This window comes from Polaribacter sp. KT 15 (assembly GCF_900143115.1).
GTDB lineage: Bacteria > Bacteroidota > Bacteroidia > Flavobacteriales > Flavobacteriaceae > Polaribacter > Polaribacter marinaquae.
In genome coordinates this window covers 2,036,112-2,061,606 of record NZ_LT670850.1, presented here as the reverse complement: position 1 = coordinate 2,061,606, position 25,495 = coordinate 2,036,112, and the positions used below count along the sequence as shown (strand labels likewise).

General features: G+C 31.2%; 22 protein-coding genes, 1 tRNA gene and 1 riboswitch. Of the genes, 4 read left to right on the top strand and 19 right to left on the bottom strand.

What is annotated here, in order from left to right:
- Nucleotides 1-49: 49 nt before the first annotated feature.
- From B5464_RS09220 to B5464_RS09205, 4 genes are all read left to right on the top strand, one after another.
- Nucleotides 50-2,020: a protein-disulfide reductase DsbD gene (locus tag B5464_RS09220; protein WP_079738126.1), complete on the top strand. Its 1,971-nt coding sequence runs from the start codon at nucleotides 50-52 to the stop codon at nucleotides 2,018-2,020.
- 50 nt (nucleotides 2,021-2,070) lie between these two features.
- Nucleotides 2,071-2,466: a hypothetical protein gene (locus B5464_RS09215; RefSeq protein ID WP_079738125.1), complete on the top strand. Its 396-nt coding sequence runs from the start codon at nucleotides 2,071-2,073 to the stop codon at nucleotides 2,464-2,466.
- A gap of 126 nt (nucleotides 2,467-2,592) precedes the next feature.
- Nucleotides 2,593-5,172, top strand: a complete 2,580-nt coding sequence (locus B5464_RS09210) for a phosphoenolpyruvate carboxylase (RefSeq protein ID WP_079738124.1) — start codon at nucleotides 2,593-2,595, stop codon at nucleotides 5,170-5,172.
- Between the two features lie 47 nt (nucleotides 5,173-5,219).
- The gene (locus B5464_RS09205) at nucleotides 5,220-6,755 is read left to right on the top strand and encodes a YifB family Mg chelatase-like AAA ATPase (protein ID WP_079738123.1); all 1,536 of its coding nucleotides are present in this window, start codon (nucleotides 5,220-5,222) and stop codon (nucleotides 6,753-6,755) included.
- A gap of 55 nt (nucleotides 6,756-6,810) precedes the next feature.
- Here B5464_RS09205 and B5464_RS09200 read toward each other — a convergent pair.
- The 19 genes from B5464_RS09200 to B5464_RS09110 form a co-directional block, all read right to left on the bottom strand.
- Nucleotides 6,811-6,884: transfer RNA gene (locus tag B5464_RS09200), tRNA-Asp, on the bottom strand.
- 64 nt (nucleotides 6,885-6,948) lie between these two features.
- The gene (locus tag B5464_RS09195) at nucleotides 6,949-7,872 is read right to left on the bottom strand and encodes a DUF58 domain-containing protein (protein ID WP_079738122.1); all 924 of its coding nucleotides are present in this window, start codon (nucleotides 7,870-7,872) and stop codon (nucleotides 6,949-6,951) included.
- Between the two features lie 66 nt (nucleotides 7,873-7,938).
- Nucleotides 7,939-8,256, bottom strand: coding sequence for a thioredoxin (gene trxA / locus B5464_RS09190; RefSeq protein ID WP_036783166.1), 318 nt, complete (start codon nucleotides 8,254-8,256; stop codon nucleotides 7,939-7,941).
- Nucleotides 8,257-8,478: 222 nt separating this feature from the next.
- Nucleotides 8,479-9,435, bottom strand: a complete 957-nt coding sequence (gene metF, locus B5464_RS09185; RefSeq protein WP_079738121.1) for a methylenetetrahydrofolate reductase [NAD(P)H] — start codon at nucleotides 9,433-9,435, stop codon at nucleotides 8,479-8,481.
- Nucleotides 9,436-9,718: 283 nt separating this feature from the next.
- Entirely contained in the window at nucleotides 9,719-12,394 is a 2,676-nt protein-coding gene (gene metH / locus B5464_RS09180; protein ID WP_079738120.1) for a methionine synthase, read from the bottom strand.
- 13 nt (nucleotides 12,395-12,407) lie between these two features.
- Nucleotides 12,408-13,397 (bottom strand): homocysteine S-methyltransferase family protein, encoded by a 990-nt coding sequence (locus B5464_RS09175; RefSeq protein ID WP_079738119.1) that lies wholly within the window; start codon nucleotides 13,395-13,397, stop codon nucleotides 12,408-12,410.
- 50 nt (nucleotides 13,398-13,447) lie between these two features.
- A riboswitch (SAM riboswitch) is annotated at nucleotides 13,448-13,559 on the bottom strand.
- A gap of 131 nt (nucleotides 13,560-13,690) precedes the next feature.
- On the bottom strand, nucleotides 13,691-14,584 hold the full coding sequence (cysM, locus tag B5464_RS09170; RefSeq protein ID WP_079738118.1) for a cysteine synthase CysM: 894 nt from the start codon (nucleotides 14,582-14,584) through the stop codon (nucleotides 13,691-13,693).
- 4 nt (nucleotides 14,585-14,588) lie between these two features.
- Nucleotides 14,589-15,344 carry a serine O-acetyltransferase EpsC gene (gene epsC / locus B5464_RS09165; protein ID WP_079738117.1) on the bottom strand — a complete coding sequence of 252 codons (756 nt, stop codon included), beginning with the start codon at nucleotides 15,342-15,344 and terminating at the stop codon, nucleotides 14,589-14,591.
- A gap of 9 nt (nucleotides 15,345-15,353) precedes the next feature.
- Entirely contained in the window at nucleotides 15,354-15,683 is a 330-nt protein-coding gene (locus tag B5464_RS09160) for a 2Fe-2S iron-sulfur cluster-binding protein (protein ID WP_077811087.1), read from the bottom strand.
- Nucleotides 15,684-15,740: 57 nt separating this feature from the next.
- Entirely contained in the window at nucleotides 15,741-16,796 is a 1,056-nt protein-coding gene (locus B5464_RS09155) for an NAD(P)/FAD-dependent oxidoreductase (RefSeq protein WP_079738116.1), read from the bottom strand.
- 69 nt (nucleotides 16,797-16,865) lie between these two features.
- Nucleotides 16,866-17,441 (bottom strand): bifunctional precorrin-2 dehydrogenase/sirohydrochlorin ferrochelatase, encoded by a 576-nt coding sequence (locus tag B5464_RS09150; RefSeq protein WP_079738115.1) that lies wholly within the window; start codon nucleotides 17,439-17,441, stop codon nucleotides 16,866-16,868.
- A 9-nt stretch (nucleotides 17,442-17,450) separates the two neighbouring features.
- A complete protein-coding gene (cobA, locus tag B5464_RS09145) occupies nucleotides 17,451-18,221 on the bottom strand; it encodes a uroporphyrinogen-III C-methyltransferase (protein ID WP_079739003.1) in 771 nt (256 codons plus the stop codon).
- 4 nt (nucleotides 18,222-18,225) lie between these two features.
- Nucleotides 18,226-20,328: a HEPN domain-containing protein gene (locus B5464_RS09140; RefSeq protein WP_079738114.1), complete on the bottom strand. Its 2,103-nt coding sequence runs from the start codon at nucleotides 20,326-20,328 to the stop codon at nucleotides 18,226-18,228.
- Nucleotides 20,329-20,473: 145 nt separating this feature from the next.
- Entirely contained in the window at nucleotides 20,474-21,721 is a 1,248-nt protein-coding gene (locus B5464_RS09135; RefSeq protein WP_079738113.1) for a sulfate adenylyltransferase subunit 1, read from the bottom strand.
- Between the two features lie 115 nt (nucleotides 21,722-21,836).
- Entirely contained in the window at nucleotides 21,837-22,742 is a 906-nt protein-coding gene (cysD, locus tag B5464_RS09130; protein WP_172830875.1) for a sulfate adenylyltransferase subunit CysD, read from the bottom strand.
- An 11-nt stretch (nucleotides 22,743-22,753) separates the two neighbouring features.
- Nucleotides 22,754-23,368 (bottom strand): phosphoadenosine phosphosulfate reductase family protein, encoded by a 615-nt coding sequence (locus B5464_RS09125; RefSeq protein ID WP_079738112.1) that lies wholly within the window; start codon nucleotides 23,366-23,368, stop codon nucleotides 22,754-22,756.
- On the bottom strand, nucleotides 23,368-23,631 hold the full coding sequence (locus B5464_RS09120; protein ID WP_077811080.1) for a DUF2061 domain-containing protein: 264 nt from the start codon (nucleotides 23,629-23,631) through the stop codon (nucleotides 23,368-23,370). The genes B5464_RS09125 and B5464_RS09120 overlap by 1 nt, the downstream gene beginning before the upstream one ends.
- Before the next feature lie 209 nt (nucleotides 23,632-23,840).
- Nucleotides 23,841-24,254: an Rrf2 family transcriptional regulator gene (locus tag B5464_RS09115; protein WP_077811079.1), complete on the bottom strand. Its 414-nt coding sequence runs from the start codon at nucleotides 24,252-24,254 to the stop codon at nucleotides 23,841-23,843.
- A gap of 29 nt (nucleotides 24,255-24,283) precedes the next feature.
- A complete protein-coding gene (locus B5464_RS09110; RefSeq protein ID WP_079738111.1) occupies nucleotides 24,284-25,471 on the bottom strand; it encodes a polysaccharide lyase family 7 protein in 1,188 nt (395 codons plus the stop codon).
- Nucleotides 25,472-25,495 lie beyond the last annotated feature (24 nt).

Genomic DNA, 25,495 nt, shown 5'->3' with positions numbered 1-25,495 from the left:
TTGATACAAACCCATTTAATCATCTCTAAAATAAGAGATTTACCGAAAAATGAAAAAACTATTTTTACTGCTTACATTATGTTTTACTGTTTTTGCAAATGCACAAACAGAAGACAATCCTTTAGTTTGGCAAACATCAATACAGAAAATTTCTGAGACAGAATACGATGCTGTTTTTACTGCGAAAATCTTAAAAGATTGGCATTTATATTCGCAATACAATCCAGAAGATGCATCACAAGCTTTAGAAATTGTAATTCCAGAAGGCAAAAAAGGATATAAATTAGTTGGCAAAGCGAAAGAAAGTAAAACGGCTAAAGAATACTCTGAAGTTTGGGAAAAAGAAGAAATTTTCTTCAAAAATAAAGCCACCATTACACAACGTGTTTTAATTGAAGATACAAATATTGATAATATAACTTTAGAAATTTACGGGCAAGTTTGTAAACAAGCATGTATACAAATAGAAGATTCTTTCTCATTTTCTTTAAATGGTAAAACTCTAGAAAAAGAGGAAATTATTTTAGATGAAAAAAGCAGAAAATTAACCGAAAAGTTAAAATTAAATTTAAAAAACACAGAACTACTTAAAACAGATACTACATTAGATAATAACGATGGTAGCTCTTTAATGAATATATTTCTTTTAGGTTTTATTGGTGGTTTATTAGCACTTTTAACACCTTGTGTTTTCCCCATGATTCCTTTAACAGTATCATTTTTTACAAAACAATCTCAAAGTAAAAGTAAAGGTATTTTTAACGCAATTTTATACGGATTATTTATCGTAATAATTTACATGCTTTTAAGTGTTCCTTTTCACTTAATTGATGGTTTAGACCCAAGTATTTTAAATACAATTTCAACCAATATTTGGTTAAACATATTCTTTTTTATCATTTTAGTGTTTTTCTCTTTATCATTTTTTGGTTTTTATGAAATAACGTTACCAAGTTCTTGGGGAAATAAAATGGATGATGCATCCAACATTGGTGGTTTTATTGGCATTTTCTTTATGGCTTTAACTTTAGCTATTGTTTCATTTTCTTGTACTGGTCCAATTTTAGGTTCTTTATTAGCGGGTTCTTTAGGTACAGTTGGCAATCCTGCTTTTCAGCTTTCTGCTGGTATGACTGGTTTCGGACTCGCTTTGGCTTTACCTTTTGCTTTATTTGCATTGTTTCCTAACTTGTTAAACGCCTTGCCTAAATCTGGCGGTTGGTTAAATACAACCAAAGTTATTCTTGGTTTTTTAGAATTGGCTTTTGCTTTTAAATTTTTATCAAATTCTGATTTAGTTGGCCATTGGGAAATTTTAAAACGTGAAATTTTTATAGGAATTTGGATTGCTATTTTTATTGGTTTAGCACTTTATTTATTCGGTAAAATTAAATTCCCACACGATTCTCCTCTTAAGAAATTGTCTTTTTTTAGAATTTCTTTTGGAGTCTTAGTTTTTGCTTTTGTGATCTATTTAATTCCGGGAACATTTAAAAATCCTACTTGGAATTTAAGCGCTTTAAGTGGTTTTCCTCCACCGCAATTTTACAGTATTTATCAGCAAGAATCAGATTGTCCTTTAGGTTTAGATTGTTATAAAGATTTTGATGAAGGTATAAAGGCGGCACAAGAAACTAACAAACCTATTTTATTAGATTTTACAGGTTGGGCATGTGTAAATTGCCGTAAAATGGAAGAAAACGTATGGAGCGATCCATCAATTTATAATATTTTAAAAGAAGATTATATTCTAATTTCGTTGTATGTAGATGATAACGAAAAGAAGTTGCCAGAAGCAGATCAATTCAGTTTTAAAAAAGCAAATGGTAAAATAAAAAAGATTAAAACTTACGGTGATAAATGGTCTACATTTCAGGTTGTAAATTTTAAAAATGCATCGCAACCTTATTATATTTTGATGAATGCTGATTTAGAAATTTTAAACTCACCACAGCAATATACAGACATAGAAACGTATAAAAATTGGTTAGAAAAAGGAATTTATAATTTTAAAAATTAGAATTTGGTATACATATTGATGCTATTATTTTGACAACTAACATTTTAATTATGAAGGCAAAACTTATCTTTTTAACAATCTTTATGCTAATCAGCAACCTTATCTTTTCTCAAGATAAAGATATCAAAGTAACAAAAGCACCAACAAGTATTTATACAATTAATAGTTTTAGCAACAACCCAAATAGTTTTTATAAACTGAACTCTAAATTAAACTTAAATTCTTTTGATTTTGTAACACTTAATGTAGAAGATATCGAAAACAACATAATGGCTATCAATTTTCTAAATATTGATAAAAAACCATCAGAATTTATTTATGATGATTATAACAATTATCAAAACAACTACTATTTAAAGGGTTTTAGATACAAGAACGACCCAACAAGATGGAATCTTCAATGTATAGAGAATAGAATTCAGCCATATTTCTTGAATAAACAATAAATTCTATATTCATCAAAAAAACATAAAATTTATATCGTTTTCGTAATTTTTTTGTTAATTATTAGTAAAAACCTAAGTTCTGAAACCTTGCTTTTTTGTAGATTTACTCTATAAAAATAATAGAATATGTCAGGATTACCTAAGCTAGCTCGTTTTAACGAAAACGTATTGTCTAAATATCAAATTTACAACAGTATTTTTATGACTTTGCCATTCGACACCATAAATAATACCGGTGTTTTATTGCCATTGTTTAATGAGTTATGTAAAAAAGGTTTTCAAGAAGGTAAAAATCCTACAGAAATTGTAGATGCTTTTTTTAGCAAATACCAAGAAAATCCTTCAGAAAAAGAAAAAACAGATTTATTATTTCGTTTTATACAATATATAGAAAGACAAGTTGTATTGTTTGATGCTATAGAAGACGCCGCTTTTCCTGTTGTTAATAATATGGATGGAGTTGGTACACTAAGAAACTCTAAAGAAACTGCCATTTTAGGTGAAAAGAAAGAAGCATTAAAAGCTTATTTAGAAGAATTTAAAGTTCGAGTTGTTTTAACTGCGCATCCAACACAATTTTACCCAGGTTCTGTTTTAGGTATTATTACAGATTTAGACAAAGCAATTCAAAATGACGACTTGCTTTTAATTAAAAAACTTTTAGCACAATTAGGTAAAACGCCTTTTTATAAAAAATCGAAACCAACACCTTTTGATGAAGCTGTAAGTTTAATTTGGTATTTAGAAAACGTCTTTTACCATTCTGTAAGTAAAATATACAACTACATTCAAAACAATATCTATGACGGAAATCCGATGGATAACGAAATTATAGATCTTGGTTTTTGGCCTGGTGGTGATAGAGATGGTAACCCATTTGTAACAACCCAAATAACTTTAGACGTTGCAGAAAGGTTAAGGCAATCTGTTTTAAGAAGTTATTATAGAGATGTTAGAAAACTTAAAAGACGCTTTACTTTTGATGGCGTTCAAGAGATTTTAACTAAGATTGAAAAGCGACTTTACAAACACGTTGTAAGAAGTTATAGTAAAGTAAACTTTTCTCAAGGCATATTATTACAAGAACTTGCAGAGGCAAGAAAAATTGTAGAAACAAAACATCAATCTTTATTTATAGAAGAATTAGATGATTTTATTAACAAAGTTAGAATTTTTGGTTTCCATTTTGCAACTTTAGATATTAGACAAGACAGTAGAGTGCATCATAAAGCTTTTACTCAAATTGTTAAAGATTTACAAGAAACTGGCGATACTACTTTTCCTAAAAACTACGAACATTTACCAGAAGATGAACAAATAGAAATTTTATCTGTTGTTAAAGGAAGCATCGATCCAAAATCTTTAAGCGATGAAACTTCTGTAAGTACAATAGAATCTATTTATGCTTTAAAAGAAATTCAAAAAAGAAACGGAGAAAGAGGTGCAAACCGTTACATTATAAGTAACAATCAAACCGCGCTAAATGTTATGGAAACATTTGCAATGCTTAACCTTTGTGGCTTTGAAAACGAATTACCTGTAGATGTTATTCCGCTTTTTGAAACAGTAGAAGATTTACAAAATGCAGAAGAAGTAATGCGTAAATTGTATAGTAATAGAACGTATAGATATCATTTAGAAAAGAGAAAAAACAAACAAACTATAATGTTAGGTTTTTCTGATGGAACTAAAGATGGTGGATATTTAATGGCAAATTGGGGAATTTTTAAAGCAAAAGAAGCATTAACAAAAGTTTCTAGAGAATTTGATATTGAAGTAATATTCTTTGACGGACGTGGAGGACCTCCTGCTCGTGGTGGAGGAAAAACACACCAATTTTACGCATCTTTAGGACCAACAATAGAAGACAAAGAAATTCAACTAACAATACAAGGCCAAACGATTAGTTCTAATTTTGGTACAGAAAATTCTGCACAATACAACTTAGAGCAATTATTAAGTTCTGGTATTAAAAATGATATTTTTACAAAAGATCAATTAAACGAAAAAAATAGAGAATTAATAGAAGACATGGCAGCTACCAGCTACCAAACTTATGTCGACTTTAAAAATCATCCGCAGTTTTTACCGTACTTAGAAAAAATGAGTACGTTAAAATACTATGCTAAAACCAACATTGGTAGTAGACCAAGTAAACGTGGTGGTTCAGATAAATTAGACTTCTCTGCTCTTAGAGCAATTCCTTTTGTTGGAAGCTGGAGCCAGTTAAAACAAAACGTACCAGGATTTTTTGGAGTAGGAACTGCTTTAAAGAAATATGAAGATGCAGATAGATTTGATGAAGTAATTGCATTTTACAATGAATCTGACTTCTTTAAAACCTTGCTAGAAAACAGTATGATGAGTTTAACAAAATCTTTTTTCGAATTGACAGCATACATGGCTAACGATAAAGAATTTGGTGATTTCTGGAAACTAATTTACGAAGAATACAAGACAACCAAAAGGCTACTTTTAAAACTTACTGGTCACAAAAATTTAATGGAAAACTTTCCAGTTGGAAAAGCTTCTATAGAAATTAGAGAACAGATTGTTTTACCACTTCTTACAATTCAGCAATTTGCTTTAAAACAAATTCAAGAACTTCAAAATTCTGATGAAAACTCAGAAAAATTAGAAATATATGAGAAAATGGTGATGCGTTCTTTATTCGGAAATATTAACGCAAGTAGAAACTCTGCATAAATAAAAACTAAAGCATACTTTTTTTCTTTATATTTAAAGAAAAAAGTATGCTTGTAAAAGTTTATGGCTCAGCCGTTTTCGGTATTGAGGCAACTACAATTACCGTAGAAGTAAATATAGACAAAGGTATTGGCTACCATTTAGTAGGTTTGCCAGACAACGCTGTTAGAGAAAGTTCCTACCGAATTTCAGCAGCATTAAATAACAATAACTACAAACTTCCTGGTAAAAAAATCATTATAAACATGGCTCCTGCAGATATTCGTAAAGAAGGAGCTGCTTATGATTTAACATTGGCTGTAGGTATTCTTGCCGCTTCTAATCAAATTAAATCACCAAACATAAACGAATACATAATTATGGGAGAACTTTCTCTAGACGGAAGTTTACAACCCATAAGAGGAGCATTACCTATTGCCATAAAAGCGAGAGAAGAAGGTTACAAGTACTTAATTCTACCGAAAGAAAACGCAAAAGAAGCAGCGATAGTAGATAATTTAGAAGTTTTAGGTGTAGAGAACATTCTTGAAGTTATCAATCATTTTAATGATGATGAAAAAATTAAACCTACAGTTGTAGATACGCGCGCAGAGTTTTACAAAAATATCGATTTCCCAGAATTTGATTTTTCGGATGTAAAAGGACAAGAATCCATAAAACGATGTATGGAAATTGCAGCCGCTGGTGGCCATAACATTATTCTAATTGGACCACCAGGATCTGGAAAAACAATGCTTGCAAAACGATTGCCTTCTATCTTACCACCAATGACACTGCATGAAGCATTAGAAACCACTAAAATACATTCTGTAGTAGGTAAAACTAAAAATGAAGGTCTGTTATATCAAAGACCATTTAGAAGCCCACATCATACAATTTCAAATGTTGCATTAGTAGGTGGCGGACAATATCCAAGACCAGGAGAAATTTCTCTTTCTCATAATGGTGTTCTTTTTTTAGATGAATTACCAGAGTTTAAAAGAGATGTATTAGAAGTTATGCGTCAACCACTAGAAGATAGAGACGTTACCATTTCTAGAGCTAAATTTACAGTAACTTATCCTTGTAGTTTTATGTTGGTAGCTAGCATGAATCCTAGTCCGAGTGGTTTTTTTAATGACCCTAACTCACCCATGACTTCTACTCCGCAAGAAATGCAACGATATTTAAGTAAAATTTCTGGTCCATTATTAGATAGAATAGACATTCATATAGAAGTCACACCTGTTCCTTTTGATAAATTATCAGAAGAAAGAAAAGGTGAATCTTCTGTAGAGATTAGAAAGCGAGTAACCGCATCTAGAGAACTACAATCTAAAAGATTTAAAGATTTTGAGAACATTCATTATAACGCTCAAATGAACGTGAAACAAATAAGACAATTTTGTAAACTTTCTCAAGAAAGCAAAACCCTTTTAAAAACTGCTATGGAAAAATTAAATCTATCTGCCAGAGCTTACGATAGAATCTTAAAAGTTTCTAGAACAATTGCAGATTTAGCCAATACTGAAGAAATAGCACCAGATCATATTGCCGAAGCAATACAATATCGAAGTTTAGACAGAGAAGGTTGGTTGGGGTAAAATTTACAAAATATTCTAAAATGAAAAAAGCATCTCAAAATTGAGATGCTTTTTGCGGTCTGGACGGGACTCGAACCCGCGACCCCCTGCGTGACAGGCAGGTATTCTAACCAGCTGAACTACCAGACCGTTGCTCTTAGCGGTTGCAAATATAACACAGTTTTTAATATCTGCAAGCATTTTTTTAAAAAAATTAAATATTTTTTTTTCTACTGATTAAATAAGCAGTTAAAACATCATTAAAACCTTTATTAATATCTACAGGAACATAATCTATCTTATACTGTAAACATTTGTTTTTTAGATTTTTAAAATACTCATTTACTAATTCCTGGTATTTTTCCTGAACATTTTCTGCAAAAACATTAATTTCTTGACCAGTTTCTATATCAATAAATTTTTTTGGAGAATTATCGAAATTAAAATCAAATTCAGTTTTTTGATCATAAGTATGAAACAAAACAACCTCATGTTTATTATATTTTAGATGTTTTAGTGCTTCAAATAAAGAATCATTCTGTTTATTTGGCTGAAACATATCTGTAAAAACAAAAATTAAAGACCTCCTATGAATCTTTTCTGCAATTTCATGAAGAAATTTATACGTTTCTGTAGCATTTTTAGAAGTAGTTGTTAGTAATTGCTCTAATTGATGTAAAAGCATTTTTCGATGTCGATCACTTCCTTTCTCTGGCGCGTAATATTCATAAACATCAGAATAAATACTTAAACCAACCGCATCTCTTTGCCTCTTAAGAATCTCCATTAAAGCAGCAGCGGCAATTGCAGAAAAGCCAACTTTGTTTAAACTATTTATAGTCTGTTTTTTTACGACAGGATAATGCATAGAAGCAGAATTATCAATAATAATATGACATCTTAAATTTGTTTCTTCTTCGTATTTTTTGGTGTATAATTTTTCGGTTTTAGCAAATAACTTCCAATCTATATGTCTTGTACTTTCGCCTTTATTGTATAGTTTATGTTCAGAGAATTCTACAGAAAACCCATGAAAAGGACTTTTATGAATACCTGTTATAAAACCTTCTACAACTTGTCTTGCAAGAATGTCTAAGTTTTTTATTTCTGATGATTTAATTTCGGATGAATTTACCATACTACCAAAATAAAAAAAGGTTTGACGTTAGCCAAACCTTTATCTTATTTAATATGTTAATACTACTTATATAGCAGCATCAATTTTACCTGTGTAAACGTTTTTAGGTGCAACACCTACTTGCTTGTCTACAACTTCTCCGTTTTTAAATATTAAAACTGTTGGTATATTTCTAACACCATATTTAGCTGCAAATTCTTGGTTTGCATCTACATCTACTTTACCTACAACAGCTTTACCGTCATATTCAGTATGAATTTCATCTACAATTGGCCCAACCATTCTACAAGGTCCACACCAAGCAGCCCAAAAATCTACTAATACTGGTTTATCAGATTTTAATACTACCTCTTCAAAATTTGCGTCTGTTATTTCTAATGCCATTTTTTTATATTTTAAAAGTTCTTATTTCTAATTTTGTACTGCAAAAGTAAACAAAAATTTTACTTTCTATATTTCAAAAAAATTACTTTTTACTATTAGTCTATCAATAGTCTTTATGCTTACAAATATAGATTATGTTATAAATCAAGCCATTTCAAATCAAAAATTAATAATTCTTCATCTAAAACTAGCACCTTTTAAAGATATAAAAATTTTAAAACTTTAAAAAAGTTCAGTAGCAATAGCTTGTACATTATCACTTTTTCCCATAGAATAATAATGTAAAACAGGTACACCTGCAGCTAACAATTCTTTAGATTGCTGTATTGCCCACTCAATACCAACCTGTCTAACAGCTTTGTTATTATTACAATCTTCTATAGCAGTAATTAAAGGCTCTGGTAAATCAATTTTAAAAACTTGTGGCAATAACTGTAAGTGACGTTTAACTGCAATGGGTTTAATTCCTGGTATTATAGGCACATTTATACCTGCATTTTTGGCTGCTGCAACAAATTCAAAATATTTCTGATTATCAAAAAACATTTGAGTTACAACATAATCTGCCCCAGCATCAACCTTTTCTTTTAATCGTTTTAAATCGGTTTGTAAAGATGGTGATTCTAAATGCTTCTCTGGATATCCTGCAACACCAATACAAAAGTCAGATTTATTTGACGCCTCTACAACCTCGTGTAAATATTTTCCGCAGTTTAAATCCTGAATTTGAGAAACCAAATCTTTTGCATAATGATTTCCGTCTTTATTTGGTTCAAAATACTTTTGATGGCTCATCGCGTCTCCTCTTAACGCCATAACATTATCAATACCTAGATAATGGCAATCTACCAAAACATACTCTGTTTCCTCTTTACTAAAGCCACCACAAAGCACATGTGGCACAGTATCTACATCATATTTATGTTTAATTGCAGCACAAATACCAACTGTACCTGGTCGCATTCTAGTAATTTTTCTATCTAACAAACCGTTACCTTTATCTATATAAACATATTCTTCTCTAGAAGTTGTTACGTCTATAAACGGAGGTTTAAACTCCATTAAAGGATCTATGTTGTTGTATAATTCTTGAATATTATTTCCTTTTTTGGGCGGAATAATTTCAAATGAAAATAATGTTTTTCCGTTGGCTTCTTTAATATGATCTGTAATCTTCATCGTTCCTGAATTTATTCAGTAATCTAGATGAAATAAGCTATTGTTAATGCAGTTACAGTTAATGTTAAAAGCCTTAGAAAGAAAACTATTTCAATTCTATGTTTTTTCATTTTTTTAATATTTACTGCAAAACTCTTATTTCTTCTTTTATTAGTTGTTAGTTTAAATAAAATTAATTGTTAATTAATTATTTCTTTTGGGCGTTTCCTTTCAGGTCGCGCTTTTCGTTATATCTTTTTCTCGTTCCTCAAAAAAGGATGTCACTACAATCGCTAACGCAGGCTTACTCTTCTGCTAAATTTGGATGCAACCATTTTCTAGCTTTTTCTTTAGAAATTCCTTTACGTTTTGCATAATCTGTAACTTGATCGTCTGTCATTTTACCCAAACCAAAATATTTAGCTTCTTTATTTGCAAAATAATAACCAGAAACAGCAGCTGCAGGCCACATTGCCAAACTTTCTGTAAGTTTAACACCTATTTGTTTTTCTACATTAAGTAAGCTCCAAATTGTTTCTTTTTCTAAATGATCTGGGCAAGCAGGATAACCTGGCGCCGGACGAATACCTTTGTAATTTTCTTTAATTAAATCATCATTAGACAATTTTTCATCAAGAGCATACCCCCAATGTTTTGTTCTAATTTGTTTGTGCAAATATTCTGCAAAAGCCTCGGCAAAACGATCTGCAATTGCTTGTGCCATAATTGCATTATAATCATCTTCTTTAGCTTTATAACTTTCTGCCAATTCTTGTGCCCCGAAAATTCCGACACAAAAAGCACCCATAAAATCTTTTTTACCAGATTCTTTAGGCGCAATAAAATCTGCTAAAGCATGGTTTGGTATACCTTCTCTTTTCTTTAACTGCTGTCTTAAAGTTCTAAAAACAAATTCTTCTCCTCCTTTTTTATGTACAGAAATATCATCTTCGTTAATAGTATTTGCTTCGAACAAACCAAAGATTGCTTTTGGTTTTAAAGATTGATTTGCTATAATTTCATTGATCATAACATTTGCTTCTTTGTACATTATTGTTGCTTGCTCGCCTACAACCTCATCTGTTAAAATATCAGGAAATTTACCATGTAAATCCCAACTTCTAAAAAAAGGACTCCAATCTATAAAAGGCACTAATTCTTTTAAACTTAGCTGTTCTAAAGTCTGAATTCCTAATTCTTTTGGCTTTACAATTTCAGTAGTTTGCCAATCAATTTTGTACTTACGTGTACGAGCTTCTTTTATAGAAATATATGATTTCTCTTTACCTCGTTTTAAAAACTTAGTTCTAAACTCATCATAATCTTTCTTTAATTTTGCTACATAGTCGTTATTGGTTTTTTTATTCAGCAAATCTCCAACAACAGTTACTGCTCTAGAAGCATCATTAACATGAACCACAGCGTTTTTATATTGCGTATCTATCTTAACTGCTGTATGCGCTTTAGAAGTTGTTGCACCACCAATCAATAATGGTAATTTAAAATTTTGACGTTCCATTTCCTTGGCTAAATACACCATTTCATCTAACGACGGAGTAATCAATCCGCTTAAACCAATTGCATCTACTTTTTCTCTTTTTGCAGCTTCAATAATTTTTTCTGGCGGTACCATAACTCCTAAATCTACAATCTCGTAATTATTACAGCCTAAAACTACAGAAACAATATTTTTACCAATATCATGAACATCTCCTTTTACTGTTGCCATTAATATTTTACCTAATGCTTTTTGTTCTTCGCCTTTTTCTGCTTCTATAAAAGGATTTAGATAACCGACCGCTTTTTTCATAACTCGAGCAGATTTTACAACTTGTGGTAAAAACATTTTTCCTGCACCAAATAAATCTCCAACTACATTCATACCAATCATCAAATTCCCTTCGATAACTTCAATTGGTTTTTCTGCTTGTTGTCTAGCTTCTTCTACATCTTCTATAATAAATGCGTCAATTCCTTTAACTAAAGCGTGCGTAATTCTATCCTGTAGATGGTTTTCTCTCCAAGATAAATCGACAGTTTTTTCTTTTTTAGTTCCTTTTACCGTTTCTGCAAAATCTAATAAACGTTCGGTAGCATCGTTTCTTCTATCTAAAATTACGTCTTCTATATGTTCTAATAAATCTTTCGGAATATCATCATACACTTCTAACATTGCTGGGTTAACAATTCCCATATTCATACCTGCTTGTATCGCATAATACAAGAAAACAGAGTGCATTGCTTCTCTAACAGTATTATTTCCTCTAAAAGAAAACGACACATTACTTACTCCTCCACTTACAGAAACGTTTTCTAAATTCTGACGCACCCAACGCGTTGCTTCTATAAAATCAAGAGCATTTTTTCGATGTTCATCCATACCTGTTGCCACAGGAAAAATATTTAAATCGAAAATTATATCTTCGGATGCAAAACCAACTTTGTTTACTAAAATATCATAAGAGCGTTTGGCTATTTCTATACGTCTTTCGTAATTGTCTGCTTGTCCAACTTCATCAAAAGCCATTACAATTACTGCGGCTCCGTACCTTTTTATTTGAGTTGCTTCCCAAATAAATTTTTCTTCTCCTTCTTTTAATGAAATAGAATTTACAACGCATTTTCCTTGTACAACTTGTAAACCCGCTTCAATAATTTCCCATTTAGAACTATCTATCATCATAGGAACTCTACAAATATCTGGTTCTGCAGCTATTAAATTCAAAAAACGAACCATGGCTTCTTTTCCATCTATCAAACCATCATCCATATTAATATCTACAATCTGCGCACCACCGTCTACTTGATGTCTTGCAATATCTAAAGCTTCATCAAATTTCTCTTCTTTAATAAGTCTTAAAAACTTGCGTGATCCTGCAACATTGGTTCGTTCTCCTACATTTATAAAATTGCTGTTTTCATTTAGAATTAAAGGTTCTAAACCAGACAATTTCATATATTTTGTTTGTTTTATCTTCATTAGGCTACCTTTATTAAAGTTTACGTGGCTTATATTTTGAAGCTAAATTTGATATTACTTTTATATGTTCTGGAGATGTACCACAACAGCCACCAATAATATTTATCAAATCTTTTTTTAAATACTCTTCTATTTGTTCTCCCATTTCTTCAGGAGATTCATCATACTCTCCAAAAGCATTTGGTAAACCTGCATTTGGATGTGCAGATATTGCAAAGTCTGTTTTATTTGCTATTGCCTCTAAATGTGGTTGCAATAAATTGGCACCTAAGGCACAATTAAATCCTACAGATAACAACGGAATGTGAGACACCGAAATTAAAAAAGCTTCTGCAGTTTGCCCAGATAAAGTTCTACCTGATGCATCTGTTATTGTACCACTTAACATGGTTGGAACTTCTATATTTCGAGCAGCTTTAACTTCTTCTATAGCAAATAAGGCTGCTTTAGCATTTAACGTATCAAAAACAGTTTCTACTAATAAAATATCTGCACCACCATCTAATAAGGCCTCTACTTGTTGTTTGTAAGCAATTCTTAATTGATCGAAAGTTACTGCTCTAAAACCAGGGTCGTTAACATCTGGAGACATACTTGCAGTTCTATTTGTTGGTCCTATAGAACCTGCAACAAAACGAGGTTTATGTGGTTCTTTTGCTGTAAATTGATTTGCAACTTCTTTCGCAATTTTTGCAGATTGATAATTTAGCTCGTACACTAAATCTTCCATTTGATAATCTGCCATTGCAATTGTAGTACCAGAAAAAGTATTTGTTTCTATAATATCTGCACCAGCTTCAAAATATTTTGCGTGAATGGTTTTTATAGCTTCTGGCTGAGTTATGGACAATAGATCGTTATTACCCTGAAGCGGACTAGGATAGTCTTTAAAACGTTCTCCTCTAAAATCTTCTTCTGTAAATTTATAAGCTTGTAGCATTGTGCCCATTGCACCATCTAAAACTAAAATTCGTTCTTGTAAAGCTTTGTATATCTCTGACATTTTTTGATATTTTTATCAATATATGTCATCAGGAAAGGTAAAATTCTTTGCTGTTATCTGTCAAGTTTAGAAAAAACTTGTAGAATGTAGCACCTTTCTCATAAAAATGAGAGGTTGCCAAGGCTTCATCGGGTCTAATCCCTCTACCTTTCGTGATAACGTAATTAATAAGTTTATGAACTGAACTACAAATAAACGCATTATTTATTTATTTGTAGAATTATTATATTAAAAATTTAAATAACTTTTGCTTTTATAATTCTTATAAATAACAAAAGTTACTTAAATATTTGTTAGTCTTTTTCGAATAAAGTTGAAGATAAATATCGATCACCTCTATCACAAACAATTGCAACTACTACTCCTTTTTCTAATTTTTCTGCAACTTTTATAGCAGTTGCTATAGAACCTCCACTACTCATACCTGCAAAAATTCCTTCTTCGGATGCTAATCTTTGTGTCATTGCCTTAGCTTCTTCTTCACTTACTTCTATTACTTGATCTACTTTAGATCTTGTAAAAATTGCAGGCAAGTATTCTTGTGGCCATTTTCTAATTCCTGGTATTTTTGCACCGTCTACAGGTTGAGCACCAACTATTTGAATTTCTTTATTTTGCTCTTTTAGATAATCAGAAACTCCCATTATAGTTCCTGTAGTTCCCATAGCAGCAACAAAATGTGTTACCTCTCCTTCTGTATCTCTCCAAATCTCTGGACCCGTTGTTTTATAATGCGCTTTAGAATTATCTGTATTATCAAACTGATTCAATCTAAAATATCCTTTTTTATATTTTAATTTTAAAGCATAATCTCTAGATCCTTCAATACCTAAATCTGCAGGAGTTAAAATAACTTTAGCGCCATATGCACGCATCGTTTTTACTCTTTCTACCGTTGAGTTTTCGGGTAAAACTAATACCATATTTACACCTAAAACTTTAGCCATAAGAGCCAATGCTATTCCGGTATTACCACTTGTTGCCTCTACTAAAGTGTCTCCTTTCTTAATATTTTTTCTTCTTAAAGCTTCAGAAATCATATTATAAGCTGCTCTATCTTTTACACTTCCGCCTGGGTTGTTACCTTCTAATTTTAAAAGTAGCTTTACACCGTCTTTTTTAAAGATATTTTGCGCTTCTACTAATGGTGTATTACCTACAAAATCTATGATACTTTTTGTTTTCATTTAATTAATTTCTTTGAAAAATTTTATTTTCTGATTGCACAGTTACAACAGAATTTTCTAAAATAGTTTCTGTTACACAAACATTTGCACCAATAACAGAATTTTCTCCTATAACAACATCTCCGCCTAAAATTGTAGCATTTGCATAAATAACTACGTTATTTTCTATTGTTGGATGTCTTTTAGTAGAAGCCATGCTTTTTTTAACTTGAATTCCTCCTAAAGTTACACCTTGAAATATTTTAACATTGTTTTTTATAACCGTTGTTTCTCCGATAACTATACCTGTCGCGTGATCAATAAAAAAAGAATCGCCAATTTGTGCTCCTGGGTGAATATCTGTACCTGTTGTGCTATGAGCAAATTCACTCATCATTCTTGGTAAAACGGGTATTTTTTGTTTTAATAATTGATTACTTAATCTATACACTGCAATTGCATAAAAACCAGGATAAGCTAAATATATTTCTCTTAAACTCTTTGCAGCAGGATCACTATTTAAAGCCGCTAATGCATCTAAATCTAATTTTCTTCTAATTTCTTTAAAAGATTTTTCGAAATCTAGCCAAAAGCATGCCTCATTTTCAATAGATAATCTCTCTAAGATTTTTAAAAATTTATTTTTAGTAGCTTCACCATTAATACTATTATAATTAGTATCAAATAAGCAATTAATTAATTCTTTTGTAAAAACCTCTACAGCATCTCTTAAACACATGCTATAGTTTTGTTCTTTTATATTTGCAGAAACCTCATTCATATATATAAATTAAGATTCTGGAGCCAATTCTACTTCTAAACCGTCTATTTCTGGCGTAATTTGTATTTGACAACCTAATCTACTATTGTCTTCTACATTAAAAGCTTCTGCCAACATTGCATCTTCATCATCTGTCATTTCTGGCAAATCATGTTCAGAATTCACGTAACATTGACAAGATGCACACATTGCCATGCCACCACAAATACCAATTGTACCTTCTTCTGCTAACTCGTAGGAACGAACAACTTCCATTAAGTTCATTGCCATATCTGTTGGTGCAACAACATCATGTGTTACGCCATTTCTATCTGTAATTTTTATGTTGATGTCTTGCATCTGCTTCACTTTTAATAATATTGTCTGCAAAGTTACGGAAACCTAACAGATAACTGACTACTCTATTGCTTTTACAACAGCTTTTGGTGCCTCTTTTCTTGTTCCGTCAAAACCATCTACACCACCAACAGTAGTATATTTCATTACATATTTTTTATCTGGAAATATTCTTTTGTAGGCACTTTGGCACATTAAAGTTGCTTCATGAAAACCACATAAAATTAATTTTAATTTACCCGGATATGTATTTACGTCTCCGATTGCATAAATACCCGGAATATTGGTTTGATAATCTAACGCATTGTTAACCTTAATAGCATTTTTCTCAATTTCTAATCCCCAATTACCAATTGGCCCTAATTTTGGTGACAAACCAAATAACGGTATAAAATGATCTGTATCAATAATAAAAGCATCTTCACCTTTCTTTTCTACAGCAACACCTGTTACTTTATCTTTACCAATAATGCCTTTAACTTCTGCAGGTGTAATAATATTAATTTTGCCTAAGTTTTTTAATTCTTGTGCTTTTTCTACAGAATCTAAAGCACCTCTAAACTCGTTTCTTCTATGAATTAAAGTTACTTCTGATGCTACATCAGACAAGAAAATTGCCCAATCTAAAGCAGAATCTCCCCCTCCAGAAATTACAACTTTTTTGTCTCTGTATAATTCTGGTTCTTTTATAATATACTCAACACCTTTATCTTCAAAACTTTCTAGATTATCAATTTTCGGTTTTCTAGGCTCAAAAGATCCTAAACCACCTGCAATTGCAACTATTTTAGCGTGATGTTTTGTTCCTTTATTGGTTGTTACAATAAAAGTACCATCATCTTGTTTGTCTATTGTTTCTGCTCTTTCTCCTAAGGTAAAGCCTGGTTCAAACTGTTTGGTTTGTTCTAATAGTTTAGTTGTTAAATCTCCTGCTAAAATTTCTGGATAAGCAGGAATATCATAAATAGGTTTCTTTGGATAAATTTCTGAACACTGACCTCCTGGTTGTGGCAAAGCATCAATTAAATGGCATTTTAATTTTAATAAACCTGCTTCAAATACTGTAAATAAACCTGTTGGTCCTGCACCAATAATTAATATATCTGTTGTAATCATAATTGTTTGCTTTTGACTTTTCGCTTTTGGCCTTTTGCTTATTACAAAAGCTAAAGGTTAATAGCTATTTTATTTTTCTACTAAACTTTTTGTGAATTCGTTTAGCTTTTCTACTTTTTCCTCAAAGTCTCCTTTGATAGTTTTTCTGTACTCGTTTAAATTCTTTACTAAATCATCTATGTTTTCTGGAATAACTTCTTCAAAAAACTGACGTAACCTCTTAGCTGTTGTTGGTGATTTTCCGTTTGTAGAAATTGCAACTTTTACGTTTCCTTTAGTTACAATTCCGCCCATATAAAAATCGCAAAAAGGCGGATTATCTGCTACATTAACCAAAATACTTCGTTTTCTACAATGTTTGTATACGGTTTCATTTATTGCAGGAATATCTGTAGTTGCAACAACTATATGTTTCTTTTTTAAATACCGTCTGCTATATTTTTTCTTAATTAACTTTACATTTCCGGTTTTTGCTAAAGAAATTGTGCCTGGTCTAAACATTGGCGAAACCATGGTAACATTTGCATCTGGGCTAGATTTTAGCAAAAATGTAAGCTTCTCTTCTGCCACAAAACCACCGCCTACAATTAAAACCTCTAAATTTTTAGTTTTTAAAAAAATCGGATATAAATTATTTCTTTCCATCAGCATATATTATTGGATTAAAACTCTAGAGTACTCTTGCTTAACTTCTGATAAAATTGCTCTGTGGTTTACAACTTCACCTAAAATAATAATTGCAGGATTACTCAATTCGTTTTTCTCTACAATCTCTACAATTGTATCCACAGTTCCAATACCAACTTTTTCGTTAGTTCTTGTACCGTTTTGAATGATTGCTACAGGTAAATTATTTTTATTTTCTTGTTGAAACAATTTAATTATTTCTGGTAGTTTACCCATTCCCATTAAAACCACTACTGTAGCATTCGATTTTGCTGCTAATGCAACATCATTAGATAATTTATGCTCTTTTGTAGTACCTGTAATAACCCAAAAACTTTCTGAACTACCACGTTTTGTTAAGGGGATATTTTGATATGCTGGCACCGCTAATGAAGATGAAATACCAGGCACCATTGCAGTTTCTATTCCATAATTTGCTACATATTCCATTTCTTCTGCACCACGACCAAAAATAAAAGGATCACCACCTTTTAAACGAACCACGTGCCCATGAGATTTTGCTCTCGCTACAATTAAGTCATTAATTTGTTCTTGTTGATACCTATAACAACCTCTTCTTTTACCTACAAAAATTTGTTCTGCATTTGGGTTGATATAATCTAACAACTCTTCATTTACCAAGGCGTCATACAATACTACATCTGCAGATTTTAGAACCTTAATAGCTTTTAATGTGATTAAATCTACATCTCCAGGGCCTGCCCCTACAACTGTTAATTTCGGAATTTTTTGACTCATCATTTTAACTTACACTTTCAGCTAAATTATTAGATAAAACTCTAAATTCTTTAACTTTTTTCAACAAAATTTCAGAATCATTGATATATTGAAAACAAAACTCTTTAGATGGTGCATTTTTATTAATTTGATAAATTAACTCACTAAAAGATGTGTTTAACTCAATTTTACCAGACCCCACAAACAACTCATCAAACTGCTTTATAATTCCTGCGTGGGTGTTGGTCTTTTTACTTTCTGCCAATAACATTGCTTTAGCAGTATTTACTAAAGATTGATATGCATAATATATGGCCCCAGAATAAATCTCGTTTTTATAAGATTCTTTAGCATTTTCAATTTTCTCTTCACTTTCTAAAAATAAAGTAGCTATTAAATCGATAACAACACCAGCACACTCACCTATACCAATAGCTTTTACATATTTTTCTTCTTCACCCCAATCGATAAAATCTTCTTGGGTTAAATTGGTAACATCTTGTAAATCTTGTAAAAAATTATAAAAATACTTTTCTCCTTTTTCTTTGTAATAATCTACAAATTGTTTTCCGTTGGCATTTGCTTCAAAATCATTTAAAATTCTACGCAACGCTTCCGGACCTCTTCTACTTGGTAATTTTACAACTTTGTCTGCAAAAAGAGCTTTTCCGTCACCTAAATTACCTCCTCCTAGAAGAACTTGTAACGCTGGTGCTATTAATTTATCTTTTGTTCTTACAGTCATTCCTTGAAAACCAATGTTTGCCATATTATGCTGCCCACAAGCATTCATACATCCACTAATTTTAATTACTAAATCTTGGTTTTCTAAATACTGAGGATATTCTGTAGTAATTACTCTTTCTAATTCTTTAGAAATCCCTGTACTACTTGCAATCCCTAAATTACAAGTATCTGTACCAGGACAAGCCGTAATATCTACTGCTTTGTTATAACCTGCTTCTGCAAAACCTAATTTTTCTAATTCTTGATAGAAAAAAGGCACTAATTCTTCTTTTACAAACGGAATTACAATATTCTGACGTAAAGTTAATCGGAATTCGCTAGCGGCATAATTATCTACTAAATCTGCTAATAAACGTGCTTTATCTGTATAAAAGTCACCTAATAAAACTTTAATTCCTATTGCTACAAATCCTTTTTGTTTTTGCGGAATTAAGTTTGTCGTTTTCCATAACTCAAATGCTTCTTCGTTTTTAATTTTAACCTGAGGAACATCAACAGAAACAGGAGTTGAAGCAACATAAGCATCAGCATTTACAGTAACAGTTTTAAACTCTATTGCTTCTTGTTCTTTTGCTATTAATTCCCTAAAAGCCTCCAAACCAATATCTTTTAATAAAAATTTCATTCTTGCTTTGGCTCTACTTTTACGTTCGCCATAACGATCAAAAACTCTTAAAACACCTTCCATTACAGGTATTATTTTATCTGATAGTAAAAACTCATATAAAACATCTGCGTGTCTAGGTTGCGAACCTAAACCACCACCAACCATTACTTTAAAACCCCTAATACCGTTTTGAATCTTAGCAATAAACCCTAAATCGTGCATATAAGACAAACCAGTATCTTCATCCGTAGAAGAAAAAGAAACCTTAAATTTACGTCCCATTTCTTGACAAATTGGATTACGTAAAAAGAATTTATAAAGAGCGTCTGCATAAGGCGATACATCAAAAGGCTCGTTTACATCGATTCCTGCAGTTTCGGATGCCGTTACATTTCTAACAACATTACCACAAGCCTCTCTTAAAGTTACATCATCTCTTTCTAATTCTGCCCACAATTCTGGTGTTCTGTCTAAATCTACATAGTGAATTTGTATATCTTGACGGGTAGTAATATGTAATCTACCTCTTGAATATTCATCAGAAACAGCTGCAATTCTATTTAATTGATTTGTTTTAAGTTTACCATAAGGCACCTTAATACGAATCATTTGAACACCTTGCTGTCTTTGGCCATAAACACCTCTAGCTAATCGAAGACTTCTAAATTTTTCTTCATCTATTTGTAGATTTTTGAATGCAGCAATCTTATCTGCTAATTCTATAATATCTTTTTCTACAATCGGATTTTCTATTTCTGTTTCAAAACTTCTCATAATATGCCCAAACTAACCTCTTATTTAAGAGAGGAACTCTTACTTGGGTGTAAGAATTTTATTTATAATTTCTTTTTTACCTATAGGATTAGTAGGTTTATAGATTCACGAATCCTACTATATTTTTTAAATAAATTAAAACCTTTTATTTTATGAATCCGACACCAACTGTGTTGTTGGTTTTAGGATTAATCAAAATGAATGATCCATTTGATTTGTTATCTTTAAAAGAATCGAATGTTAATGGTTTGCTTAATTTTAAGTGAATATCTCCTATTTGATTTAGTTCTAATTCTGAAGGATTTTCTTCTATACCAGAAAAATCGGTTTTAATGATACTTGATAATTGAGTTATTTTTGCCTGAGCATCATTTACACCATGTTTAATATAATATTTTTGTGATGGTTGTAAAGATTCTTTATCCATCCAACAAACAGTAGCTTCTAACTGTTTTGAAATTTTTGGTTCTTCTTTCGATTTCACCAACATATCTCCTCTACTTACATTAACATTGTCTTCTAAAGTTAGTGTTACAGAACTTCCTCTTTTTGCTAATTGATATTCTGTATCGAAAAAATTAATTGATTTAATTTTTGATTTTGTTTGAGAAGGTAAAACAGTAATTTCATCTCCAACTTCTAAATCTCCACCATAAATTTTACCTGCATATCCTCTAAAGTCATGGTACTCTTCGGTTTTAGGTCTGATGACAGTTTGAACCGGAAAACGTGTTTGAGAAGCATCATTAATAGCAGAAGCATCTAAATTTTCTAAATGATGCATTAAAGTTTCTCCTTTATACCAAGGCATATTATCAGACTTATCTACAACATTATCTCCTTTTAATGCTGATAAAGGAATGAACGTTAAATTCTGACCTTTGTACTCACTTTTACTTGCTAAATACTCAATTTCTCCTTTTATTATGTTGTATTTTTCTTCAGAAAAATCAACTAAATCCATTTTATTAACAGCAATTACAACATCTTTAATCCTTAATAAATTATTGATGAAAAAATGTCTATATGTTTGTTCTACAACTCCGTTTCTAGCATCAATTAAAACGATAGAAGCTTGTGCTGTAGAAGCACCAGTAACCATATTTCTTGTGTATTCTATATGACCTGGTGTATCTGCAATAATGAAACTTTTACTTGGTGTAGAAAAATAAATATGTGCAACATCTATTGTAATACCCTGTTCGCGTTCTGCAACCAAACCATCTGTAGCTAAAGAAAAATCTAAATAATCGAAACCTCTTTGTCTACTTTTTTCTTCTATAGCTTCTAACTTATCATCTGTTAATGATTTTGTATCGTATAAAATTCTACCAATTAAGGTACTTTTACCATCATCTACACTTCCTGCTGTTGCTATTTTTAGTACTTTCATTTTTTATCAGCTCTTTGCTATTCGCTTTTGGCTTTTAGCTTATTTTGTATTCATTTTATTTTTGTGCTAATGACTAAAGCCAAAAGCTAAAGACTTAAATTTTCTCAAGAAAATTTTAGAAATATCCTTGTTGTTTTCTTTTTTCCATTGCCGCCTCAGAACGTTTATCATCAATTCTTGCTCCTCTTTCTGATATCGAGGAATCTCGAATTTCTTCTACTACCTTTTCTATATCTACGGCATCAGATAAAACAGCAGCGGTACAACTCATATCGCCTACGGTTCTAAAACGAACCATTTTTTCTATAACTTCCTCTTCTTCATCTCTATAAACTACTGCATCATCTGCAGACCAAATCATACCATCTCTCACAAAAATTTTTCTTTTATGAGCGAAATATATAGACGGAATTTCAATTTTTTCTTCTTTTATGTAAGACCAAACGTCAAGCTCTGTCCAGTTCGATATTGGAAACACACGTACATTTTGCCCCAAATCGATACGTCCGTTTAGCATATCGAAAACCTCTGGACGTTGATTTTTCTCATCCCATTGGCCAAAATCATCTCTTACAGAAAAGATTCTTTCTTTAGCTCTTGCTTTTTCTTCATCTCTTCTTGCACCACCAATACATGCGTCAAAACCAAACTCTTCGATAGCGTCTAACAAAGTTTCTGTTTGTAACATGTTTCTACTTGCGTATCTACCAGATTCTTCTTTAACACGACCAGAATCTATATTATCTTGTACATTTCTAACAATTAATTCTACGCCCAACTCTTTAGCTAAACGATCTCTAAACTCTATAGTTTCGGGGAAATTGTGCCCTGTATCTATGTGCATTAAAGGAAAAGGAATTTTTGCAGGATAAAATGCTTTTTGCGCTAAACGCACTAAAGTTATACTGTCTTTTCCGCCAGAAAAAAGTAACACTGGTTTTTCGAACTGCGCAACTACTTCTCTAAATATATATATTGCTTCACTTTCTAAAGCATCTACTTGTATTGTTCTTTGATTCATAATCATCTCTTTTAGATATGCAAACCACATTCTCTATTACTTTCTACTTTTGTTGGATCGAAATATGTAAACTCGTTGGGTAAGTTTTTTTTGATTAAATAAGCATCTAATTCTTTGTCTGTGCTATTGTAAAACGGACTGACTTTTAAAATACCATCTTTACTTACAGAGACAACATCTATACTATCTCTAAATGCAGTTTGTCCTTTTCTTAAATTTGTAAACCAAACATCTGGTTGATGTTCTTGCATAGCTCTTGTAAAAGGTTCTAACTTAACTTGCTTTGTAAACTCTGCATGTTTTGGATCTTCAATTGACGGAACACCTAACACAACATTTCTATGAGCAACTGTTTGCTTAGGTGTGTATAATTGAATGTTTAAATTCAATTTTTCAATCAATTCTTCTGCGTGTCTGTATGTTTGTACTGTATTATAACCTGTATCGCACCAAATTACTTTAATGTCTTTTTTTACTTCTGTTACCGCATTTAAAATAACAACTTCGTAAGGCCTAAAATTTGTAGTAATTACTGCATTTTTAGCGATTGAAATTGCCCAAGCAATTATTTCTTTTGGACTTTTGTTTTTTAATTCAGCATTTATTTTATCTAAATCTAGGTTCATTATTTTCCCCATTTTATTTTGTTCCAAATTCTTTCGTGAAAAAAGTATAATATTAACTTCGTTACAAAGTCTACAGATGCAATAGAAGTTGCCAAACCTATTTTACCAGTTAAAAAATAAGACACAACTAAAGTATCTAAAGTACCTATAAGTCTCCAGCTCAAAGCTTTTATTACACTTCGTAAAGGTTTTTCAGACGTTTTATCTTCTGTAAAACCTCTACTTTGTGTTTTTTTACTAAAAATGATTTGATTTAAAATCATAGTTATTAATTAATTCAATCACCTACTAGTTTAGTAGGATAATGCAAACCTACGGTAATTTTTATTAGTTTAACAAGGATTTTTGTCAATTTTCATTTAAACCCTATAGATTTAGTAGATTAATAAAAATAATAAATAAATTTTGCGAATCTTAAACCTAAAACGACTTAAGACCAACAATTATTTACCAATAAAATTCAAATATTATTTTAGCACTTACAGAGATCTGCTAATGAAGTATTTCTAAAAATATCTAGCGTATTATCTCTCACCTTAATCATTAAACGATGCACAGAACATGCATTTTCATCTGGGCAATCATCACATTTTTCGTAAAAGTTTAAACTTACGCAAGGCACCATAGATATTGGCCCTTCTAAAATACGCATAACAGTTGTCATTGGAATATCCGAAGGACTTTTAAGTAAATAATAACCACCGCCTTTTCCTTTTTTAGAACCTAAAATTCCGTTTTTTCGAAGTGTTAACAAAATAGTTTCTAAAAATTTTAGGGAAATATTTTCGCTCTTAGAAATTGTAGCAATTGCAACAGGATTTTTATTTTCTTGTTTTGCTAAATAAGTAAGCGCTTTTATTCCGTATTTTGTCTTTTTTGAAAGCATTAATTTACTAGATTTTTAATAAATATGTACTATTTAGTTGTATGGCTTTTATCTAAATTATAGAAAGTAGCTTGTGCAAAATCTGTAGCATCGCCAGAGTTATTTAAATGGTAAACACCTGCTTTAAAATACATGTACTGCCCACCAACATTATAACCGCTATTAACCATATCTACAGTTTTAGATACATCATCTTTACCGTCTCTACTAATTGTTATTGTTAAATTATCTCCAACAACTTTTATCGAATAAGTAAACTTTTCATTCAGTGCAATTCCGTCTGTTGGATTGGAAGCACTACTGCTTCTAGAACCAATTAACTCGTACCATTGTTCGCTACCATTGCCATCTGTTGGTTCGTGTGCAAAATAAATAGAACCTAAAGCATTGTTTTTTAATTTTCTGTAGTAAATTCTTACAGGCTCATCATCATTTGCATGAATTTGACCAATTACCAACCTACCAACATGACTACTATTACCTGTAGTAGTAACATTATTAATAGCAAGTGTAGCCTTCATTTCTCCGTCGAAACCAGCTGCTGCATTTAAATCCGCAGAAGGCGTAGTACCAAAAACCCAATTATTTTTATTTACACCTTTAGTACTAATACTTGTATCTGTACCGCGTAACATTTCTCTTAACTCAACTCTGGTGTAACTTGTGTTTGCAGAAGTTTTAAAACCATCTACAGGACATTTAAAAACCATTCCACCATCATCCGAAGTATAAAAATATTTATTATTTTGATATTTATTATTTAATTCGCTTACAGTAATTGTAGTTGCTATACCGTTTCCGTTATTTTCTGGAATACTTAAATTCCAAGTTGATAAATCAAAGTTTTCTGATGGTGCTTTCGTAACATTTTCTCTAGCCGCTTGCTTCACCTCTATTGTTTCTGATAAACTTAAACCAGAAATTTGTATCGTTCCTGTTCGGGCATTTAATGTTGTGTTTTCTGAAACAGTAACATCAATTTTACCATTATTAGAACTAGAAGTTGGTGTAACAGAAATCCAATTTTGGTTTGCAGTCACACTCCAATCAATATTAGAAGAAATATTAACTGATTTTGTTTCTTCTTGAGCCGAAAATTCTGATAAAGAATTTACAGTTAATTTTTCTATAAAAATATCTTCTGTGGTTTCACTAGAACCACAACTTAAGATTAATGTTAAAAAGATAAAAGAAAAAATATTTTGTAATAAACGCATAAAATCTTTTGATTTAATAAACCT